Source organism: Gemmatimonadaceae bacterium (genome assembly GCA_036003045.1).
Classification (GTDB): Bacteria; Gemmatimonadota; Gemmatimonadetes; order Gemmatimonadales; family Gemmatimonadaceae; genus JAQBQB01.
The window spans coordinates 1-19,835 of record DASYSS010000043.1 but is presented as its reverse complement, the minus strand read 5'-3'; the positions used below and the strand labels follow the sequence as shown (position 1 = coordinate 19,835).

28 protein-coding genes are annotated in these 19,835 nt (G+C 65.4%); 16 read left to right on the top strand and 12 right to left on the bottom strand.

The features are described from left to right. Positions 1–67: 67 nt before the first annotated feature. Entirely contained in the window at positions 68–655 is a 588-nt protein-coding gene (locus VGQ44_10975; GenBank protein ID HEV8447339.1) for a hypothetical protein, read from the bottom strand. Between the two features lie 66 nt (positions 656–721). Between VGQ44_10975 and VGQ44_10970 the strand changes: the two genes are divergently transcribed. Further along, entirely contained in the window at positions 722–1,018 is a 297-nt protein-coding gene (locus VGQ44_10970; protein HEV8447338.1) for a 4a-hydroxytetrahydrobiopterin dehydratase, read from the top strand. Here VGQ44_10970 and VGQ44_10965 read toward each other — a convergent pair. From VGQ44_10965 to VGQ44_10925, 9 genes are all read right to left on the bottom strand, one after another. Next, positions 1,015–1,746 (bottom strand): PIG-L family deacetylase, encoded by a 732-nt coding sequence (locus tag VGQ44_10965; protein HEV8447337.1) that lies wholly within the window; start codon positions 1,744–1,746, stop codon positions 1,015–1,017. The two genes, VGQ44_10970 and VGQ44_10965, sit on opposite strands and share 4 nt — an antisense overlap. Beyond that, positions 1,747–2,436, bottom strand: a complete 690-nt coding sequence (locus VGQ44_10960; GenBank protein ID HEV8447336.1) for a Bax inhibitor-1/YccA family protein — start codon at positions 2,434–2,436, stop codon at positions 1,747–1,749. Positions 2,437–2,559: 123 nt separating this feature from the next. Then, positions 2,560–3,390 carry a DUF4097 family beta strand repeat-containing protein gene (locus tag VGQ44_10955; GenBank protein HEV8447335.1) on the bottom strand — a complete coding sequence of 277 codons (831 nt, stop codon included), beginning with the start codon at positions 3,388–3,390 and terminating at the stop codon, positions 2,560–2,562. 90 nt (positions 3,391–3,480) lie between these two features. Next, entirely contained in the window at positions 3,481–4,284 is an 804-nt protein-coding gene (locus VGQ44_10950; protein HEV8447334.1) for a hypothetical protein, read from the bottom strand. A gap of 45 nt (positions 4,285–4,329) precedes the next feature. Beyond that, entirely contained in the window at positions 4,330–5,109 is a 780-nt protein-coding gene (locus VGQ44_10945) for a DUF4097 family beta strand repeat-containing protein (GenBank protein HEV8447333.1), read from the bottom strand. A 113-nt stretch (positions 5,110–5,222) separates the two neighbouring features. Continuing rightward, entirely contained in the window at positions 5,223–6,170 is a 948-nt protein-coding gene (locus VGQ44_10940; protein ID HEV8447332.1) for a DUF4097 family beta strand repeat-containing protein, read from the bottom strand. A gap of 10 nt (positions 6,171–6,180) precedes the next feature. Further along, positions 6,181–7,023 carry a hypothetical protein gene (locus VGQ44_10935; protein HEV8447331.1) on the bottom strand — a complete coding sequence of 281 codons (843 nt, stop codon included), beginning with the start codon at positions 7,021–7,023 and terminating at the stop codon, positions 6,181–6,183. After that, positions 7,020–7,598, bottom strand: coding sequence for an RNA polymerase sigma factor (locus VGQ44_10930; protein ID HEV8447330.1), 579 nt, complete (start codon positions 7,596–7,598; stop codon positions 7,020–7,022). The genes VGQ44_10935 and VGQ44_10930 overlap by 4 nt, the downstream gene beginning before the upstream one ends. 77 nt (positions 7,599–7,675) lie before the next feature. Beyond that, positions 7,676–8,347, bottom strand: coding sequence for an HAD-IA family hydrolase (locus tag VGQ44_10925; protein HEV8447329.1), 672 nt, complete (start codon positions 8,345–8,347; stop codon positions 7,676–7,678). A gap of 100 nt (positions 8,348–8,447) precedes the next feature. Here VGQ44_10925 and VGQ44_10920 point away from each other — a divergent pair, with 100 nt between their 5' ends. Next, complete coding sequence (locus VGQ44_10920) at positions 8,448–8,672, top strand: hypothetical protein (GenBank protein HEV8447328.1); 225 nt, start codon at positions 8,448–8,450, stop codon at positions 8,670–8,672. Between the two features lie 80 nt (positions 8,673–8,752). Here VGQ44_10920 and VGQ44_10915 read toward each other — a convergent pair whose 3' ends face one another. Then, a complete protein-coding gene (locus VGQ44_10915) occupies positions 8,753–8,968 on the bottom strand; it encodes a cold shock domain-containing protein (protein ID HEV8447327.1) in 216 nt (71 codons plus the stop codon). A gap of 423 nt (positions 8,969–9,391) precedes the next feature. On the opposite strand from VGQ44_10915, the gene VGQ44_10910 reads away from it, so the two are divergent. Continuing rightward, on the top strand, positions 9,392–9,757 hold the full coding sequence (locus VGQ44_10910) for a hypothetical protein (GenBank protein ID HEV8447326.1): 366 nt from the start codon (positions 9,392–9,394) through the stop codon (positions 9,755–9,757). Between the two features lie 52 nt (positions 9,758–9,809). Then, the gene (locus tag VGQ44_10905; GenBank protein ID HEV8447325.1) at positions 9,810–10,217 is read left to right on the top strand and encodes a hypothetical protein; all 408 of its coding nucleotides are present in this window, start codon (positions 9,810–9,812) and stop codon (positions 10,215–10,217) included. A 1-nt stretch (position 10,218) separates the two neighbouring features. Here the strand turns inward: VGQ44_10905 and VGQ44_10900 are convergent, their stop codons facing one another. Continuing rightward, on the bottom strand, positions 10,219–10,662 hold the full coding sequence (locus tag VGQ44_10900; protein HEV8447324.1) for a YciI family protein: 444 nt from the start codon (positions 10,660–10,662) through the stop codon (positions 10,219–10,221). Between the two features lie 132 nt (positions 10,663–10,794). Between VGQ44_10900 and VGQ44_10895 the strand changes: the two genes are divergently transcribed. From VGQ44_10895 to VGQ44_10840, 12 genes are all read left to right on the top strand, one after another. Next, positions 10,795–11,115 (top strand): hypothetical protein, encoded by a 321-nt coding sequence (locus VGQ44_10895; protein HEV8447323.1) that lies wholly within the window; start codon positions 10,795–10,797, stop codon positions 11,113–11,115. Continuing rightward, positions 11,112–11,309 carry a hypothetical protein gene (locus tag VGQ44_10890; GenBank protein ID HEV8447322.1) on the top strand — a complete coding sequence of 66 codons (198 nt, stop codon included), beginning with the start codon at positions 11,112–11,114 and terminating at the stop codon, positions 11,307–11,309. Before VGQ44_10895 ends, VGQ44_10890 begins: the two co-directional genes overlap by 4 nt. Continuing rightward, entirely contained in the window at positions 11,309–11,878 is a 570-nt protein-coding gene (locus VGQ44_10885; GenBank protein HEV8447321.1) for a barstar family protein, read from the top strand. The genes VGQ44_10890 and VGQ44_10885 overlap by 1 nt, the downstream gene beginning before the upstream one ends. Positions 11,879–12,010: 132 nt before the next feature. Further along, positions 12,011–12,427 (top strand): hypothetical protein, encoded by a 417-nt coding sequence (locus VGQ44_10880; protein HEV8447320.1) that lies wholly within the window; start codon positions 12,011–12,013, stop codon positions 12,425–12,427. Positions 12,428–12,513: 86 nt separating this feature from the next. Beyond that, positions 12,514–12,987 (top strand): hypothetical protein, encoded by a 474-nt coding sequence (locus VGQ44_10875; protein ID HEV8447319.1) that lies wholly within the window; start codon positions 12,514–12,516, stop codon positions 12,985–12,987. A gap of 12 nt (positions 12,988–12,999) precedes the next feature. After that, positions 13,000–14,286 carry a cation:dicarboxylase symporter family transporter gene (locus tag VGQ44_10870; GenBank protein ID HEV8447318.1) on the top strand — a complete coding sequence of 429 codons (1,287 nt, stop codon included), beginning with the start codon at positions 13,000–13,002 and terminating at the stop codon, positions 14,284–14,286. Beyond that, positions 14,279–14,806 carry a hypothetical protein gene (locus VGQ44_10865; GenBank protein HEV8447317.1) on the top strand — a complete coding sequence of 176 codons (528 nt, stop codon included), beginning with the start codon at positions 14,279–14,281 and terminating at the stop codon, positions 14,804–14,806. Before VGQ44_10870 ends, VGQ44_10865 begins: the two co-directional genes overlap by 8 nt. Then, positions 14,803–15,510 carry a peptidylprolyl isomerase gene (locus tag VGQ44_10860; GenBank protein ID HEV8447316.1) on the top strand — a complete coding sequence of 236 codons (708 nt, stop codon included), beginning with the start codon at positions 14,803–14,805 and terminating at the stop codon, positions 15,508–15,510. The genes VGQ44_10865 and VGQ44_10860 overlap by 4 nt, the downstream gene beginning before the upstream one ends. After that, complete coding sequence (locus tag VGQ44_10855) at positions 15,507–16,964, top strand: APC family permease (protein ID HEV8447315.1); 1,458 nt, start codon at positions 15,507–15,509, stop codon at positions 16,962–16,964. Before VGQ44_10860 ends, VGQ44_10855 begins: the two co-directional genes overlap by 4 nt. Beyond that, positions 16,961–17,857, top strand: coding sequence for an energy transducer TonB (locus tag VGQ44_10850; GenBank protein HEV8447314.1), 897 nt, complete (start codon positions 16,961–16,963; stop codon positions 17,855–17,857). The genes VGQ44_10855 and VGQ44_10850 overlap by 4 nt, the downstream gene beginning before the upstream one ends. A 121-nt stretch (positions 17,858–17,978) precedes the next feature. Further along, positions 17,979–18,776: a hypothetical protein gene (locus VGQ44_10845; protein HEV8447313.1), complete on the top strand. Its 798-nt coding sequence runs from the start codon at positions 17,979–17,981 to the stop codon at positions 18,774–18,776. Positions 18,777–18,810: 34 nt separating this feature from the next. Beyond that, a partial coding sequence (locus VGQ44_10840; GenBank protein HEV8447312.1) for an FAD-binding protein occupies positions 18,811–19,835 on the top strand: 1,025 nt, incomplete at its 3' end.

Genomic DNA, 19,835 nt, shown 5'->3' with positions numbered 1-19,835 from the left:
AACCGGTGAGAATCGAAACCTGGACCTGAGTATCGGAGACCGGTGACCGGAGACCGGTCACCGCCTTCTAACGTTTCAGCCGCACTCCAAGCCGAACTCGTCCGTCCTCCGACGGCCGGGCGAAGAAATTCGCGTAGCTCGGGTCGCGCGCGATCCGAATCGAGTGCTCGAGCGCGACGGCGCCGAAGATGAGCGTGATCTGCGTCTTTGTGAGCGCGTGCGTGCGCGCCATGAAGTCCACGTCACTCACCGTGCCGCGGCGCCCGATCGTGAGATAGAACACGGTCGTGCCGATGCCGCCGCCGAGGAGCCCGCGCTCGAACACACCGCCACGATCGTGCGGAACGTCGAGGATCGCTTCGTCGAGCAGCGACTGCACCGTGAGGCCGGCCGCCGAAAAAAGGAATTGTTTGTGCGGCTCGATGTGCGAGTTGATTCCCGAATAGATCGTCGGGCGAAAGTCGTCGAAGCCGAACGTCGGGCGGCCGCCGACCGCATACGACGTCGCGATGTGCGCTGCCTCGTGCAGCAGAATGCTCGAGACCGCCCCGGCGGTGAACCGTGTCCAGTACGAGGCGCGGGTCGTCGTCCTAGAGAGAGTCGAGTCCTGTGCTCGGCACGGGGCGCCGATCGCGAGCAGGGCGGCGAGCGGCACGATGGCTCGAAGCGCCGGCGCGGTGTAGAATCTCCAGCGTCGGTCGACCTGTAACCGCGAGGCGATATGCGACAGAAACTCTCCGATCTCGAGATTCAGCGTGCGCTCGGGGGGCTTCCCGGTTGGGCGCGCAAAGGCGGCGCGCTGGCCAAGACCTTCTCGTTCGACCGATTCGCTGACGGGATTCGCTTCATCGACCGCTTGGCGCGCGTCGCCGACGACATGAATCACCACCCCGACATCGACGTTCGGTACACCAAGATTACGATCATGTTGTCGACGCACGATGCGGGCGGGATCACAGACGCCGACCTCCGGCTGGCCGAGAAGATCGAAATGGTCAACGGCGCCGGGGCGAGCTAGAGTCCCGCGAAGACGTCGTCGACGATCGGCGACGGCTGCGGTACGCCGGCCGCAAACGCGAGAACCTCGACGTCCGGGAACGCGCTCGAAAAGAAAACGCCGGTCGACCCCTGTTGCGTGACGTGGGCGGCGAATGCGGCGGATTTCCGTTCCTTGAACGCGCGAACGTCGATCCGCGCCGTGCCCGGAACGCTCTCGAGCTTCAACCGCTTGTCGGCGAGGGGAAAATCCCAGGCGTGGAAGTAGAGCCGCGAGGCGCGGTGCGGCGCGAGATTCTGGTCGGGATGTGAGGTGGCCAGCCCCGAAAGAAAGAACGCCGCGGTGGCGCCGCGAGACGTCGCGGCGTGATCGGCGTGTCCCGTCGGCGCACCCTCGGGGCCGAAGGTCAGAAGGACCGTCGGTCGCTTGCGTCGGATGAACCCGACGATGTCGGCGACGAGCGCCGCGGCGTCAGCGCGTGCGACTTCGCCGTCTCGATAGCCGCCGAGCTCGACGGAGGAGATGCCGAGGATGCGCGCGGCCTCGTCCAGCTCGCGGCGGCGCAGCGCGGCCAACTCCTCGCGAGACGAAACGGGGACGCCGGCACTCTTGCCGGCGTCCCCGTCGGTCGCGCACCACAAGTGAACTTCGTGTCCGGCCGCGGCGTACTTCGCGACGATGCCGCCGACGCAGAACGTCTCGTCGTCAGGGTGCGAGAAAACGCACCCGATGCTTGCCTTGTCGGACAACTATCGGCGTCGGCCGCCGCCGAGGAGGCTCAAGATGAACATGAACATGTTGAGCAGATCGAGATAGATCTGCACCGCGGCGAAGACGTAGTCCTCCTGGCCGAACCGTCCGCTGCGGATGAAGCGCCAGGTGTCGAACACGAGCAAACCGCTAAAAATCAGCACGCCGATGGCCGACAGCCACAGGTACGCGCCCACGCTCGCGACGAAGGCGTTGATGATCGACGCGACGATGAGGACGACCAGTCCAACCATCAGGAAGCTGCCCCACGCGCTGAAGTCGCGACGGCTCGTGAGCGCGTACAACGACAGTGCGCCGAACGCGCTGAACGTGAGGATTCCGGCCTGTCCGACCGCGCCGGGCGCCTGCTGCTGCATGAGATACAGGAAGGGCGCGATGAAGATGCCTTCGACGAACGTGAAGAGCAGCGTGAGAATCACGTTGCGAGGAAAGCTGCGCGCGTTGGCCTGAGCCAGGAGGAGCGGCGCGATCACGGCGATGAACGACAGGAACGGATGTCGGATCACCGCGTCCATCAATCCAGGCTGCGAGCCGGCGAACGCGACGCCGCCCATCGTGACGAGCACGCTGAGGAACACCAAGCCGTACGTGCGTCGGGCCAGCGTCGCGCGCTCGGCGCCGGTCCGGACTTGGGTTGTCGCGGTGGCGGGGGCGTATGAGAAACCCATAGGTCTCGAAAACTCCGTTGGAGATCTGGTAGGGACTAACGTCGAATAATACCCCTGCCTCGGCGCACGGTGCCAGCCGAGCTCCGCCGCAGCGGATAAGAGGGTGAGGCCCCCAAAGGCCTCTTAATGCGACGTCGAAACCGCCTTTGTCGTCACGGAAAGAGTGCCGTTCGTCGTGCGCATGCGGACGACGCGGTTCGACGAGCCAATCTGGCCGCGCAGGCGTCGACCGGCGCGCTGCGCCTTGTCGCCGTTGATCGGCAGATCCGTTCGCACGACGCCGTTGGTCACGGCGAGATCGAACATGCCGTCGATGTTCGGCGGCAGCTCGGCGGTGATCATTCCGTTCGTCGTGTTGAGGTGTATCGAGTCGTTGGCCGACACCGCATCCACGGACAATCGCACGTTCCCGTTCACGGTCGACAGGGCCAATGGTCCGGACACGTGCTCCGCGCTGACCGTCCCGTTGGTGGTCTTCGCGGTCACGCCCGACGACGCGCCCTGCACGTCGACCGATCCGCTTGTCGTGCGCGCGTCGACGATCACGTCGGCCGGAAGCTGCGCGACGATGTCCGCCGTCACGTCACTCGAGCGGCGGAAGAGCGCGAACGCTTCCAGAATTCCACCGGCGCGGCGGCCGCGGTAGCCGTTCGCGGCGCATTTGCCGCTCCCCTTCCACATCGCGCACACGAAATATTCGTTGCCGCTGTGGGAGACGACGAAGTTCACGTCGCGCTCGCGGCTGCGTTTCCAGGCAAGGCTTCCCGTCACGGTCGCCATTTGTCCCGGCGCGACGGACCGAACCGTGATGTCGCCCGCGCCGCTTCGAATGTGAACGGTCGATCCGGCGGGAATCGGTTCGTTCCACTCCCAGGCACGTTCGTTCGAACCGGCGCGCGAACAGCCGGCGGCAACTGCCGCCAGCGCGAGGACCGCCAAAGCGTTTCGATTCATGCCCCCCCCCGTGCCCCGTCGGAATGGTCCTAGCGACTGGAGAGAATACGGCTCCGGCGCAGGGAAAGTTGCGCCGGCCGCCAAGGGGGCCTAACGCCTTCGGAGCTCGACGTTTCCGTTGACGGTCTCGAGCTTCATTCGGGGACCGCCGGCCTTGCCGATGTGGGCTCGCAGGTGCTTGGGATCGAGCCGGCCGCTCACGGTCATTTCAAAGTTCGTGTTCAGCGAGCCGTTGACCGTGGAAAGATCGACGTCGCCGCCGAAGTCGCCGGTGAACTCCACGATGACGTTGCCGTTGACCGTGGTGAACGACATTCGGTCGTCGGTTTCGACGTGTCCCATTCGGGCGCGAACGCTACCGTTGGTCGTCTCGGCGTTTACCGGGCCGCCCGTCGTCGATACGTCGACCTCACCGTTCACCGAACCCGCCTCGACCTGCGACGTGGCGCCATCCACCGTCACGGAACCGTTCACGGTTCCCGCGCCGATCTTCACGCCTTTCGGAACGAGCACATTGAGGTCGACGCTCACGTCGTTTCGGTTGTTGCGGTTGCCGCGATCACCGCGGTTGCCGTTGTCGTTGTACCCACGCTCGTCGCAGGTCGCTCGCTCGCCCCACAGCGCGCAGATCACGACGTTCTCGCCGATCTTCTTGGCCTCGATCCGGACCGTCGCCGGATCGCCGCGGCGCCAACGCTTGGTCGCCGTCACCTGCACTTCGGATCCGGTCGCCGCGCCGACGGTCACCGTGCCGTTCAGGTTGTGCACGTTGACCCAGTTTCCGGCCGCGATCTGACCGTTCCACTTGAAGCTGTTGTCGGTCTGCGTTTGCTGTCCCGCGGCGGGCAGCGCGAGGCCCGCGAGCAGCGCGAGCGAGCGAAGTGAAGTGCGCATCGACAATGGTGGACGGGTGGACAGGTTGACGGAAGAGGGCGACGACTACTTTGCCATGCGGATTCTAAGGTCGCCGCTCACGGTGCTCACGTCGAGGCGCCGGCCTCCCTCGCCGATGCGTGCTTCGACGCGGCGGCGGCTCCACCGGTTCGACCCTCCGAGCGTGATCGGAAAATCGCTGTCGATGTCGCCGCTCACCGTCGTGAGCGAGAGATCGGCACCGAATCCCTTGGGGACTTCCAGCCGGATCTCGCCGCTCACACTGTGGAACGTGAGGTCGCCACGTCCCGTGAGCTCATCGACCCGCACGTCGATCTCGCCGCTCACCGTGTTGGCGCGGACGGACGTCGCGTGCAAGTGGTCGAGATGGACGTCGCCGCTCACCGCGGATGCGGTGACGTCGCCGTGCGCGCCGTCGATCGAGACGTCACCGCTCACCGAGCCAGCGGACACCCTGAGATTGGCCGGCACCGAAACGTCGAGGTCGATGCTGGCGTGGTTCCAGTTGTGATCGTGGTCGCGGTAGCCACGGTCGCCGTCGCACGAAGCGTCGGCATCGTCGTAGACCACGCAGACGTCGATGCCGTGCGACGACTCTTCGACGATCGCTTTGATGCGGTCGGCGTCGCGGCCGCCGTGCTTGAAGCCGTTCACGACGACGCGCCCGTTGGTGGACGCCGTGATTTTGACGTTGCCGTTGATGTTGCCGACGTGGACTTCATTACCGGCCGGGAGCGTCTTGTCCCAGTGGAAATCGGGGGTCTGCGCCGCGAGCGACAGAGCAGGTACCGCGGCGATGACGAGGGCGGGGAAGAGTGAGCGCATCGGCGGAGACGGGTGGACGGGTGGTGGACGGGTGGACCGGTGGACCGGTGGACCGGTGGACCGGAACTACTCAGCTAGACAGACAGTCGAAAAGGGCCGCGGGTTTGCAGGGTTCAGCGGCGCGGGCTGGCGCCGTGGCCGTTGGCGGCGATGGTGACGTCGCCGCTGAACGTCTCGGCCGTGATGCGCGCCCCGCCGCCGCCGATCTCGAACGTGTATCGCTTACCCATGCCCGTTCCGATCTCGTGGGCGCCGGCTCGAAGCGTGATGGGAAAATCACTGTTGATGCCGCCGTTCCAGGTGGAGACCGTGAGCTGCGCGCTCGCGTCGCGCTGGACGTGCATCTCGATGTCGCCGGAGTGCGCGGCGAAGTCGTAGCGTCCCGCCGCGTCGATGAGCCCGTCGAAGCGCACGTCGCCGGAGGTCGTCTTGGCGCGCATCGTCTTGCCGGTCACGTTGCGCAGCTCGACATCGCCGCTCACCGTGCCGACGTCGGCGTTGCCGAGCAGGTTGTAGATCTTCACGTCGCCGCTCGTCGTCACGAGATCCACATCACCGGTGACGTCGCGGGCGGTGATGCCGCCGGACAGCGTGTTGACGTCGAGGTGGCCGTTGACGCCCTCGATCTCGAGGTCGCCGGAGTTCGCGTGCGCCTCGATCGCGCCCCGGGTGTCGCGCATGCGCATGTCGCCGGATTGGCTGCGCGCGATGACTTGGACGCCGTACGGCACGGTGACCTCGAAATGCGACTCTCCCGCGCGGTTCTGGAGAATCACACGATTGGGAGCGGCGTCGAGGCTGAGGTTGCCGTTGTCGCTCGTCGCCACGATATGGATTCGCGCGTCGGAGCTTCCGCTGACGATGATGTCGCCGCTCGTGGCGGTGAGCGTTACCGACCCGGTCTTGTCGAAGGCGAAGGTCGTGTCGATCCGTTCCCGGTCGTGGCCGAACCGGCTGCGTTGCTGAGCGCCGGCGTTGCCGGCGGAGGCCGCGAGCGCGGCGAACGCGATGAGGAGTGGCGCGGTGCGGCGGCATCGCCGCGATAGGTCGTGCATGGTCATCTGAGAATGCTCACGTTCCCGACGGCAGCATCGCCACCTTGCGGAGCAGTTGGACCTTGGTGTCGAACGCGTCGTTCAGGGACTCCATTAGGAATTGACTTGCCGGATCGCGGCGCAGCGCCTGCTTCGTCTGCGCGATCGCGTCGTCGATGATCTTGAGATTTCGTTTCACGACGGCGACGGTCGTCGAGTCGAGGTCGGGCCGCCGCTGGTTGTAGACGACGAGCAGCCCCGCGATCTCGCGATCGTAGGTCTGCTCGGCGGAGGGTTTGTTGGAGGCGAGGCGGACCGGGGAAGCGGGTTGACCGGTGGACCGGTGGACCGATAGACCGCTGGGCCGCTCGGCCGCTGGGCCGGAAGAGCGGGACGCCGGCGCGGGAAATTGCGAGCGAGCGACTGCGGAATCCGGAAGCGCCGCAACGGCAGGCGGAGAACCCGTCGGCGCGTGAGCGCTATTCGTTTCCGGCCTTCCCGCCAACTGGCCGACCGGCCCACCACTCTCCGCCCAGTGCGTGACCGTCGCCGTAACCGCGACCAGTCCCGCGGCGGCGAGGCCGAGGACGAGGGGATTTCGCCAGCGGCGAATGCGCACGTCGCGCGCGCCGGGGAGCGAGAGCACAGGCGCCTGGATGCGGCTTTCGATGCCGGACCAGAGGTCGCGACTGGGCGTGAGCTCGGGGAGGTTCGTTGCGTCGATGCGTAGCCGGCGCAGATCGGCGAGCAGCGGACCGCAGTCGTCGCAGCCTACGGCGTGCGATTCCATCGCGGCGCGCGTCGGCTCGGAGACGGCTCGCTCGAGGAAATCGGCGAGCTGCTCGTTGAACCCGTCACAGGTGATTGTCGGATGCGTCATCGATTCAATGCCTCCCGCAACAGGAGCCGCGCTCGGTGCAACTGCGCTTTGGTGGCTCCCGATGTTACGCCGAGCATCTCGGCGATTTCTTCGTGCTTGTAGCCCTCGACGTCATGCAACACGAACACGCGGCGCGCGCCCGGCGGCAGCTTGGTGATCGCTTCCTCGAGGTCGAGGAGATCGCCGGGAGCGAGGGGAGAACCGATCGTGCCTGGCAGGGCATCGATTCCCCCGTCGTCGTCGTCCGTCTCTTCGACCCGTGACCGCATGCGGCTGTCGGTCTTTCGCGCATTGAGCACGACGTTCACCGTGAGCCGGTGCAGCCACGTCGAGAACGAGCTTTCACCGCGGAACAGGTTCAGCTTTTCCCACGCACGAACGAAGACGTCCTGAGTGAGCTCTTCAGCTCGCGTCCGGTCGCCAGTCATCCGCGTGCAAAGCGAAAACACCCGGTTGACGTGGATGTGGTAGACCCGCTCGAATGCGCGCCGGTCCCCGGCGGCCGCTCGTGCGACGTCCGTATCGTTGCTGCCGATTGGGCCCGACTGTGCTTCGATGATGGCCACTGCAGCCATTGGCGTGGACGCTCCATCCGTGCAGTCACTTGGATGGTGCCACGTCGCGGAAGGTTTGAACCCGGGGCGGCGACTTGTCACCGCAGGAGGACGCCGCCGGGTGGACTGCTGACGAGTAATCCGGCTACTTCAGAAACTCTCTCGGCCCAAGCGGTTGGACCACCGGGTTCGAGATCGCGCCGGCCGAAGGCGCCCCATAGTGCCGCGATGGTGGCCACGCCGGCCGCGTTCCCCGCGATCACGTCGTGCACCGAGTCACCCACGAACACCGCATCGCTGGGATCGCACGCGAGCCGGTGCAATGCCAACCGTACGGGTGCGGGATCGGGCTTGTGTCGCGTGGTGGAGTCGCAGCCCACGATCGTGTCGAAGAACCGCGCGAGCCGGACGTGGGCGAGCCCGCGCATCGCGAGGTACTCGGACTTGCTCGTCACGACAGCCAGCTCGTGTCCGCGCGAGCGCAGGTCCGCGAGCAGCTCGCGGACTCCTTCGTAGGGTCGCACCAGCCGGTCGTGGTTGGCGAACTGGTGCTCACGGTATGCGGCGATCAGCGCGACTTTATCCGCGTCGTCGCGCGCATAACGCCCGAACATGGTGAAGAGCGGGATCCCGACGCCCTGCAACCACTCCTCGTCCGACGGACACTCGCGACCGAGTTTGCCGAAGGCGTATCGAGCCGACGAGAGAATGAGCTCGATCGAGTCGAGGAGGGTGCCGTCCAAGTCGAAGAGAATGGCGGGGCGGGGCACTGAACCGGTTTTGCGGGCGGGCGTTGTTGGAGTTTTGGGAGATCGTCTGGCGGAAGCAGTGCGCGGTGCAGATATCTTACGTCGCGGACACAAAGCCGGCATGCCGACAGTCAACGCCCAAGAGGTACGGAAATATCTCCTCATGCTCATCGCCGCGGTCGTGGTTCTCGACGCGGCGGTACTAGGCGTCTATTACGCCATGCACATCGCCGATCGACCGGAAAAGACTCAACAGACGTTCGTCGCGGTGTGGGTCGTCCTCACCTTGCTGGTGGTCACGAGCATCATGCGGAAGCTGCGTCAGGCGAGAGTGCGACGGCCGTGATTCCTCGGATTTTGCCAGCCCAAAAAAGAACAGCGCCGGACCGACTCGCGTCGATCCGGCGCTGTTCTTTCGGGAGAACCTTAGTGGCCGACCTTCACAACGTTTTCGGCAGCGGGGCCCTTGGCACCCTGAACGATGTCGAACTCAACGCGCTCGCCTTCGGCGAGCGTGCGGAAGCCACCGCCCTGAATCGCGGAATGATGAACGAAGCAGTCCTTCTGGCCGCCCTCGGGCGTGATAAAGCCATAGCCCTTCGCGTCGTTGAACCACTTCACGGTGCCGGTCGTACGTGCCATTGCTAACTCCAAAGAAGGTGTTGTTGTGTCGTCGGAGTAGCGGGCATGCCGTACAAACCGACCCACAGGTTTCGTGAACTCCCTCACGAGGGGTACGTTCGAGCGGCCAAAAATCGGCCGCCCCGGCGACCCTGAACGAAAAAAGGGCCCATCGCGAAGTGCGAAGGCCCCAATGCGTTCCGGAACGTGTTCGCCAAAAACTGCTGAGTCGCTGCGCCCCAAAGTAATACATCGGGCAGAGCCGGGCAAATAGTTCTTTGTGGCCGATCGGAACAATTTGGACAGGTTAACTGATGCTCGGTTCGAGGTCTGAACGAGGCGCGTCGCGTCCGCTTTTCGATCCCTCGCCGAGCCGTCGCGTTGGTCCACCTGTCCGCCCGTCCACGCCGTCGGTACCTTGACCTTCCCCAAGGCCATGGACCCATGCCCCCGCGCGCCGAGTTCGTTCCGGTCTTCAAGGCGCTGAAGACCCTTCTCAAGCCGTACGCGCCGAACCTCAAGACCGTGCACGACAAGTCGGACTACTACTATCTGGACACCCACACGCTCGGCGTGAACAGAAAGCCGATCATGTTCGCGGCCGCGAAGATCGGAAAAAACTACGTCAGCTACCACTTCATGCCGGTGTATTCGGGCATGAACGCTGCGATGTCGGCGGCGTTGAAAAAGCGGATGCAGGGAAAAGCATGCTTCAATTTCACCGCGGTCGACCCGGCTCTCTTCGAGGAGCTGGCCGACCTCACGCGGAAGGGATACGACCAGTGGCGTGCCAAAGGATGGGTCGAGTAGCCCATCGCCGCGCCGCGATTCGGCGCGTTTCATTGCGCGGCGCAGTCGTTCGATGATTCCGACCATCGCCGTCATTGCCGAGCGTGCCCAGGTGCGCGCAGACGGCAAGCTCGACGTGGTCGGCGTCTACAACTGCCGCTACGCGACCGAGCTACCCGGGAAGATCGACGTCACGCTCGCGGTGCGATTCGATATCGAACCGCTCGACTACGGCGCGCGGCAACGCATCTCCGTGCACATCGTGGACGAGGACGGCAACGAGATGGTGAACCTCACGGCGACACCGGTGACGTTCGACTCGCCGTCGGTCGCCGGATTGCCGCTCGCCTACGACCTCGTGCTTCCGCTGACCGTCGGGTTCCCTCGCGCCGGCACGTGGACGTTCGACGTGCGCGTCAACGATCGCGCCGTGGCGAGGGTACCGCTGCGGGTCGAACGACGGGACGTAGAAGCGGTCTGACTCAACGAGGTTCGTGACCGCGGACGCCGCCGGCGTGCTCGAGGACACGACTCCCTTCGATCTGCTCCGCCCGCACGTCGTCCTCCTCCTCGTACATCAGCCGGATCTCGACCTCGCCTTCCCAGTTTGGCCAGTGGTCGCGATGCAATTCCGTGAATTTGCGGACCTCCTCGATCGCTTCTTCCTTCGACGCGAAATTGTAGATCGAGAATCCGCCGATCACTTCCTTCGACTCGGTAAACGGGCCGTCGGTCGTGACGATCTTGCCCTTGGTGATGCGCATTCGCGTGCCGGACGACGTCGGCTTGAGACCGCCGAACGACAGCAGCTTGCCCTTCTTGACATCGTCTTCGACGAGCTTGCCGACCGCCTCGATGAGCGCCGCCGGCGGCGGTCCGGAAGCAGTCAAGTCCTCGGGACCTTTCACGATCATCATGTAGCGCATTGGTGGTCTTCTCTCCCAGACAGGTGAACGTGGTGAAGGTCGACGGCTCCGTGTCGCCTCCTTACCCTTACGTCGAACGAAGGTGGCGGAAATCGACAACCGCGAAATGGAACCCTCAATACCGACGACGGCGTGATCCAGGCCGAACCGGATCTCGAGCGAGCCAAACGCCAGATCGAGCGCGTGGTCGGCGTGGCCAATTTGACGATCGGACTGCTGCTGACCTTCGGCGGCCTTCTCCTGGCGATGTACTGGCGCGCCGAGGTTGGCCATGTGTCGCGCCTCCGCGCCTACTATTTGTACACGGCCTGGGCGTTCGGCACGCTGCAGATCCTCGCCGGTACGGCGATGCGCGGCCGTTGGCCAAGTCGTTGGATCCTCGAGCTGCTGCCGCTGGCGGTCCCGGTGGTCTCGTCCCAGTACTTCCTGCTCCACTTCATTCGACAACTGTGAAGCCCGGTTCGGTCCTCAAGCTCATCCTGGGTGTCATCCTCATTGGCCTCGGGACCTTCGTCGCGATTCGCCCTCTCTGGGCCCCACGCACCACCGTGTCGGGTTCGCGGCTTCTCGACGTGGCGTTCGCCGCGGTCTTCCTCCTGCGTGGAATCGTCAACGTTCGGTCCGCGCTGCGCGCATCAAGATCCTGATGGCATTCTTCAAGCGAAAGGAAAAGGCTCCCGCCGACTCCGCGCGGCTCGACTGGAAGCTCATGGAGCGCGGCGCGGTCGCGCTCTACCACAAAAATTCGATTCTCTCGGCGGACCTCGGCTGGTTCCGTCAGGAGCGCTACGTCATTCGGGAGCTCGAGGCGGCGCGTTGGAGCACGCCGCACGCTTTTCACGAAGACGCGAAACGAGTGCTCGGATTTCCGACGCACTACGCGCCGAATCTCATGGCGTGGGTGGATTGCCTCGGCGAGCTGGCGGTGCCGGACGACGGCGGCTTTGTGATCGTATTTCGCGGCTACGACGCGTTCGCCAGGGCGCAGCCGCATCTGGCGCAAACGATCCTCGACAGCATCGAATCAACGTCGCGGCGTTTCCTGCTCACCGGACGCCGGCTCATGGCGCTCGTGCAGTCGAACGATCCGCGCATTCGCTTCGAACGCGTTGGCGCGATGCCCGTGACTTGGAATCCGCGGGAGTGGCTCGATGCGGATCGCGAGTCTGGCGCGGGGGGCGGGACAGGGGGAAGCGCCGCGCAGCGGGGTCCGTAACTGGGTCGTGACGCGCTCAGCGAATACAGTTTCAGGGTGGCACGTCGCGGCTTGGCGGGACATCTTGTTGCCGGCTGGCCCGTGTGTTTCCGGGACTTCAAAATCGCGCCATTCACCCGCAACTGAGGCTTCATGCGTCACGCCTACATGTACAACGGGTCGTTCGAGTCGAACTATCCGAACCTTCAGCCGGGCACGACGACCTATCGCACCACCGAGGGCGACGAGCGCCCGCTGCCGCAATGGCCGCCCAAGATCGACGGCATTCGCGTGAGCTACATGGAAAAGAGCGGCAAGAAGTTCTACGCCGTTCGGGTTCAGTACGAGGGGCACGACCTGGTACTCGAGAACCCGGTTCACATCGATCCGATGCGGCACATGAACAACCGCCGGTTCTCCGCCGAGCCGACCCAGGTGGATGACGACGCGGCCTCGGCGCTACTCGACGAGATCATCCGCGAGAATCCCGACAAGCAGGCCGAGCTGGCGATGATGATCAACGGGATCAACCAGATTCGGCGGGCGGCCAGGCCGAATAGCGGGTCCTGAGCGGTTCAGGCCGGCTTTTCGACCGGTCAAGCCGCGCGGATGAACTCCCTATGAACCATCTGATTCGCTAGATTGGGGGACCGAAAATGACCCCCGATAATCCGGACAAGATGGACAGCTCAACCGCCCTGTCGATATATCGGCAGGAGAAGGAGCGCGCGCTGGCTGAGCGTCGCATCTCCCACTCGCAGTTGATGGCGGAGGCGAAGGAAGCGTTCGCGAAGATGTTGGCCGACGCGCAGTTGGCTCGTAAGGGCGGACGCCCACGGACCAATCCTTTGCCTCCCGGAGCCGTCAAGCCTGCGGCCGCAGCCGCAGCCGCACCAGCGGCCCCGGCGGCCGCCGCCAAAAAGCCAGCCGTCGAGAAAGTCGCGAAGTCAAAGGTGCGGACCGCCGCCGCTCCGAAACGGGCGGGCGCAAAGAAGGGTCCGGCTCGAAAGGCCGCGAGCGCCAAGGCCGCACGACCGACGGCGCACACCAAGCCCAAAGCCAAGAGCGCGAAGGCGACCGCCAGAACCAGCAAGCCCGCCGCGCGGGGCAAAGCGACGAAGAAGCGCTAGTCACCGGGACCGATGCGCGTTCACCGCGTAGTCATCGGTCTCATTGCGGGATTGATCCTCGGAAGCGCGATCGGCTCATCAGCGAGCCCGGTCGCGCTTCGCGTTGTGGGTTTCCTCGAGCCGATCGGCCAGCTTTGGCTGAACGCGATCCGGATGACGGTTCTCCCGCTCGTGATCTCGATGCTGTTCGTCGGCGTCGCGAGCGCGAAGGAAGGAGACCGGATGGGCCGCATGGGTATCGCGACCGTGGGGGCATATGTCGGCCTGCTCCTTTTCGCCGCAGCCTTCGCGCTTCTGCTCGGGCCGCCTCTCATCGCTGACATGCACCTGTCGGCGGCCGCCGTGGACAGCCTCCGCGCGTCAGCCAACGCGGCCGCCACCCAAACGGCGACGCGGGCGAATCAGGTGCCGGGCTTCGGCGCGTGGGTGACGTCGCTCATACCGGCGAACGCGATGAAGTCGGCCGCCGACGGCGCGATGCTCCCGGTGGTCGCCTTCACACTCCTCTTTGCGCTCGCCGCTCGACGCATCGACGAACGTCTGCGGCAATCGCTCATCGACGTCTTCGGCGCCATCGCCGGGGCCACGCGAGCGATCGTCCACTGGGTGATGGTCGCCGCCCCGGTCGGCGTCTTCGTTTTGGTGCTCGCGACCGCAAGCCGAATCGGCTCTTCGTTGATCGAGTCGATGATTTACTACGTCCTCGCCTATTCGGCGGCGGTGATCCTGTTCGCCCTTCTGCTGTATCCCATTGCCGCCTTCGCCGGTCGAACCGCGTTGCCGCGCTTCACGCGCGCGGCGCTTCCGGCACAGACGATCGCGGTGAGCTCGAGCTCGTCACTCGCATCGCTGCCGCCGTTGATCGAGGGGGCGGAGTCGCTCGAGCTGTCGGCGCCGGTCATTGGCTTCGTGCTGCCGCTCTCGGTCTCGGTGCTCCGGGCGACGACGCCTATCGCATGGGTGATCGGAACGCTGTTTCTCGCGAAGCTCGACGGAATCACGCTTGGCGCGGGAACGCTCGTCGTGCTCGCGCTCACCGCGGCGGCGCTGAGCTTTGCGACGCCGGGCGTGCCTCAAGGGGGCATATTGCTGCTCGCGACGATGCTTCCCTCGTTCGGCGTGCCCGCCTCGGGGTCGGCGCTGTTGATCGGCGCCGACACGATTCCGGATCTCTTCGCGACGGCGGCGAACGTGACGGCGGATCTCGCCGCGGCGACGATCGTCGCCGGGCGGGCCGGCGGAACGGCGCCCGACGTTGCGGAGGCGCCAGCCGAGGCGGCATCATCTGACGATGCGTGACCTCGTCGTCATCGCCGTCGCGATTCTCGTCACGGCCTGCTCCAGGTCGGATAAGGAGAAGGCGGACGCCGCGTCGGCCGGACAGAATCGGGACTCCACCGTTCCGAAGGCGGTGGCCGCGGCCGCGGGTGATTCGGCGTGTGCGGCGAATGGCTTGTGGGCGGAGTGCAGCGTGTTGTATCGGCTCGAGCGCGCCGGGTTGGCGCCGCATCTCGACTCGACGGCCAAGGTCGAGGAAAAGTCGATCGGACAACGCGCCGCGAGCTTCGTCGTGAAAGTCGGCCTGCTCGCGCGTCTCGAGGTGTTTCTCTACCCCGACTCCGCGACCCGCATCGCCGACGAAGCGCATCTCGATCGGAAGGATCTCGTGAACGCGACGCAGGAGCAGACGATCAAGCGTGAGCGAACGCTGATCGAGAACGCCAACCTCGTCGGGTTGCTGACGAGCATCAACGCGCATCAGCGGGAACGGGTGTCGGACGCGCTCACCGCGGGTCCGCCGCAACCGCCGAGCAAGTGAACCGGTCGCATCGCGCCCAATCTCGGCGGAGGCTGGTCGCGGCGGCCGCCGCGGTGTTCGCGATCGCCGCGGGAGCGTGCTCGCGCGCGTTGGGTCATTCGAGCACGGACCTCGACGTCGCCGTGCCCGACAGCTTCGTCGTGCGCTTCGAGACGAGCCGCGGCGCGTTCGACGTGATGGCGCGCAAGGCGTGGGCGCCGAACGGCACCGACCGGCTCTACACATTGGTGCGCGACCGCTACTACGACGAAGCGCGGTTCTTCCGGGTCGTGAAGGATTTCGTCGCGCAGTTCGGACTTGCGGCGGACCCGCGACGGACGGCGGCGTGGCGAGTGCGCGCGATCGCCGACGAACCCGTGCATCACAGCAACGTGCGCGGCACGATCTCGTACGCGCGCGGCGGGCCGGGAACGCGGACGACGCAGCTCTACATCAACCTCAAGGACAACGCTCGGCTCGACACGCTGAACGGCTTCGGGTTTCCCCCGGTGGCGGAGGTGATCGCCGGGATGAGCGTCGTCGATTCGTTGTACTCCGGTTACGGCGAAGCGGCGCGGCCGGGCGGACGCGGCCAAGGACCCGCGCAGGATTCGATCACGAGACAGGGGAACGCGTATCTGACGCGCGGTTTTCCCAAGCTCGATTACGTCAAATCAGCGCGTGTGACACGTGAGTGGCGCGCGCCCACCATCACGGGCCGATGACCGCCGTCGAGACTCGATCGCCTCCATCGCCCGCCGCTCGAGAAAGCGGCGTCGAGGAAAAGAGCGCGTCGCTCAAGAAGGAGCTCGGGCTTCGCGATCTGGTCCTGCAGCAGATCGTGTACGTCGTCGGAACGATCTGGGTGGGAACGGCGGCCAAGCTCGGACATTCGCAGCTGATCTTCTGGCTGGCGGCGATGGCGTTCTTCTATTTGCCGCAAGCCGCGGTCGTCATCGCGCTCTCGAAGCGAATGCCGCTCGAGGGTGGCCTCTATCAGTGGGCGCGTCTCGGACTCGGCGAGCTGGCGGCGTTCATGGTCGTGTGGAATCTCTGGTTGTACGCCGTCGTGCTCATCGCATCGGTCGGGCTGCTGCTCGGGACGAATCTGTCGTACATCGTCGGGCCGAGCGGCGCGTGGCTCGCGAGCAACAAGACGGTGATCATGCTGCTGAACGCCATCCTGATCGCGGCCCTGATGATCATCGCGACGCTCGGGCTGCGGGTGAGCAAATGGCTGCACAACGCGGGCAGCATCACGCTGATGGCGTCGTTCGCCGTGCTGATCGCGCTGCCGTTCGTGCACATGGCGCGCGGGACATTGCCGAACTATCACCCGTTCGCCGTCGCGCTCCCGGCGTTGTCGCTCTTCAGCTTGAACGTGTTCGGCAAGATGGCGCTCGGCGCGTTGAGCGGATTCGAGTACGTCGCCGTGCTGGCGGGAGAGACGAAAGACGCCGGGCGTTCGATCGGCCGCGCGACGTTGATCGCGGCGCCGGTGATCGCCGCAATGTTCATCCTGGGCACGAGCGCGGTGCTCGCCTTCGTGCCGGTGGACAAGATCAACCTCATCGGCCCGATCCCGCAGGTATTCAGCATCGGATTCGGCGCGAGCACGTTCGGCGCGACGATGGCGGGAGCGGCGATTCTGTTGCTCACGGTCCGCTCGATCGCGAACTCGAGCATCGTGTTCACGGGAACGTCGCGCATGCCGATGGTCGCCGGGTGGAACAGTCTTCTGCCGGCGTGGTTCACGAAGCTCCATCCGAAATACCGGACGCCGGTGAACTCGATCCTGTTCGTCGGCATCGCGTCGGTGCTGTTCGGGGCCGCGGGGATCGCCGGCGTCGGCGAGCAGGAGGCGTTTCAGCTGTTGGACAACGCGGCGGGCATTTTCTACGCGCTCACGTATCTCGTGCTGTTCGCGATTCCGCTCGTGGCGTTTCGTGGGCAGGGCGAGCGAATGCCGCTCTGGCTGCGAGCAGCGTCGGCGTCGGGATTCGCGGTCTCGCTCCTCTACGTGGTGCTGTCGATCTTCCCGATCATCGATGTGACGAGCTGGTTGAGCTTCGCGGTGAAGATTTCCGGGGTGGTGGTCGGGCTGAACGCGGTAGGCGCCACGCTGTTTTTCGCCGAGCGACGGCGGCGCGGGTCGGCGAGAAAAGAGCTCGCGACATGACACGACGCTCGTTTCGAACGACGATCGTGCGCCGGATCGCCATTGCCCTGACGTCACTGTCGGCGGCGGGGCGTGTCGCCGCGCAGAGAGCTCCCGACAGCACCCGGTGCGATTCCATCGTGGGCAGCAGGGCCGCCATCGTGGACTCGACGTCGACCGCGATCTTCATCTTCATCGAACAGACGGACTACGACTGGCTGGCGGTGGACCGCGGCCGAATGGAAACGCGGATCCTGCGTGGCTTTTCGGCCCCACGCCCGTTTCGGCTGTCGGTGTTCGAAGGACCGTCGCTCGTCGGCGGGCTCCGCATTTCTTCCCCGACGGACAGCACCGGTGTCAGGCGCGAGGTCAGCATCCACGGGACCTATCGGATCGAATTGTCTCGTGCGGGCCCGATCAATGGACCCGTCGTCGTCCGTGCCTCGCTCTTGCCGGGGTTCGACTCCGCGATGGTCAGGGCAATTCGCACCGCTTCATTGATGACGAACGCGTTGAACCCGCCTTTCGGCGGCTCGTGGCACCTTCAGATCCGCGTTTCGACCGATTCACTGGATGACTCGCGTCGTCTCGCCGAGGGGATGTTTCCCGTCATGCTCGTTCACGACGCGAGTTCGCTGACTCGGCGTCAACTGTCGTTTCCGGAGGCGGCGCGCGCCGACGACCTCGATCACGGCGAAGCCGTGCTGCGATTCGTCGTCGATCGCGATGGCAAGGCCGCGCTCGAGACGGTGGAGGTGGTTCGCGCGAGCGCCAGCGTGTTCGCTCGCGCGGCGATCGTCGCGCTCAGCGATCAGACGTTCCACCCGGCGACGATCCGCGGCTGCCCCGTGGCTCAGGTCATCGAATTCCCCTTCATCTTCGACGACCGGGACCACCCGCGGCGCACGCCGTGAGCGGCGTTCGAGCCATTGACGCTGCGCGGCGTCCGCAGTCCATTTCCGGCGCGATTCGAGCCTCGTACGCGATACATTCAAGCTCGGCGGTTCTCCTTCCCATTCAACCCATCGGAACTCCATGGCGCATGCACCGCTCCCGCTCCTTCACCGCGGTTTCGGTGAAACGCAGCGGCGCGACGCATGGTGGCTTCAGCCCCTCGTCGTTTTCATCCTCCTCGGCAGCTTCCTCGTCTACGCGACCTGGGCCGCGTTCCAGAACGCACACTACACCTACGGACCGTACCTCTCGCCGTTTTACTCGCCGGAGATTTTCGGCGATTCGCCGCACGCGTGGTTCGGGCCCAAGCCGGGTTGGTGGCCGGCGCTGCTGCCGTTTTCGCCGGCGCTGATCATCCTGCCGTTCCCCGGCCTGTTCCGGGTGACGTGTTACTACTATCGCGGTGCGTACTACAAGGCGTTCTGGGCCGATCCGCCGAACTGCGCGGTCGGCGAGCCGCGGAAGAGCTACCTGGGCGAGCGGTACCTTCCGCTGATTCTCCAGAACGTCCACCGCTACTTCCTATATATCGCGGTGCTGTTCTTGTTCTTCCTGGCGCACGACGTTTGGAAGGCGCTCTGGTTCGACGACGGGGCGGGACGGCATTTCGGCATCGGCGTCGGCACGCTCGTGCTCGCGCTCAACACGACGCTCCTCACCTGCTACACGCTCGGCTGCCACTCCTTTCGCCACATGGTCGGCGGGTTCCTAGACCGGCTGTCGCGCCATCCGGTTCGCCGCGTGGCCTACGATTGCTCGAGCTGCCTCAATCGATGGCACATGAAGTGGGCGTGGATGAGCCTCGTCGGCGTGGCGTTCGCGGATGTCTACGTCCGCCTGTGCTCGATGGGCATCTGGCACGACTGGAGGTTGCTATGAGACGCCCCGCGCTATCGCGTGGGCGGGGCGCGCGATGAGCGAAATCCAGACGATCGAACACGATGTGTTGGTGATCGGCGCCGGCGGCGCCGGTCTCCGTGCGGCGATCGAAGCGTCGGCGAACGGCGCGCGGGTCGGTCTCGTGTGCAAGTCGCTGCTCGGTAAAGCGCATACGGTGATGGCCGAGGGCGGGATGGCGGCGGCGATGGGCAACGTGGACGACCGCGACAACTGGCGCGTCCACTTCGCCGACACGATGCGCGGCGGCCAGTACCTGAATAACTGGAGAATGGCCGAGCTGCACGCGAAGGAAGCTCCAGACCGCGTGAAAGAGCTCGAGGGGTGGGGCGCGTTGTTCGACCGAACGCCGGATGGTCGAATCCTTCAGCGCAACTTCGGCGGACACCGATATCCGCGTCTCGCGCATGTCGGCGACCGCACGGGGCTCGAGCTCATTCGCACGCTGCAGGATCACGGCGTGCACCAGGGCGTGGACGTGCACATGGAGTGCACGGTCGTCACGCTACTCAAGGACGGCGAGCGAGTGGCCGGCGCGTTCGCGTACGACCGCGAGCGCGGTCGATTCAAGGTCTTCAAGTCGAAGGCCGTCGTGCTCGCGACGGGCGGCGTCGGCCGCGCGTTCAAGATCACGTCGAACAGCTGGGAGTACACCGGCGATGGCCACTCGCTGGCGTATCACGCGGGCGCGGCGCTCCAGGACATGGAGTTCGTGCAGTTCCACCCGACGGGGATGATCTGGCCGCCGAGCGTGCAGGGCATCCTGGTGACCGAGGGCGTGCGCGGCGAGGGCGGCATCCTGCTCAACAGCAAGGGCGAGCAGTTCATGTACAAGGACATCCCCGAGCCTTACCGCAACCAGACGGCGAAGGACCCGGAGGAGGGCTGGCGCTACACCCAGGGCGACAAGAACGCCATGCGCCCGCCCGAGCTGCTGACGCGCGACCACGTCGCGCGCTGCATCAACCGCGAGGTCAAAGCCGGCCGTGGATCTCCACACGGTGGCGTGTTCCTCGACATCGCCTGGATCAAGGACAAGCT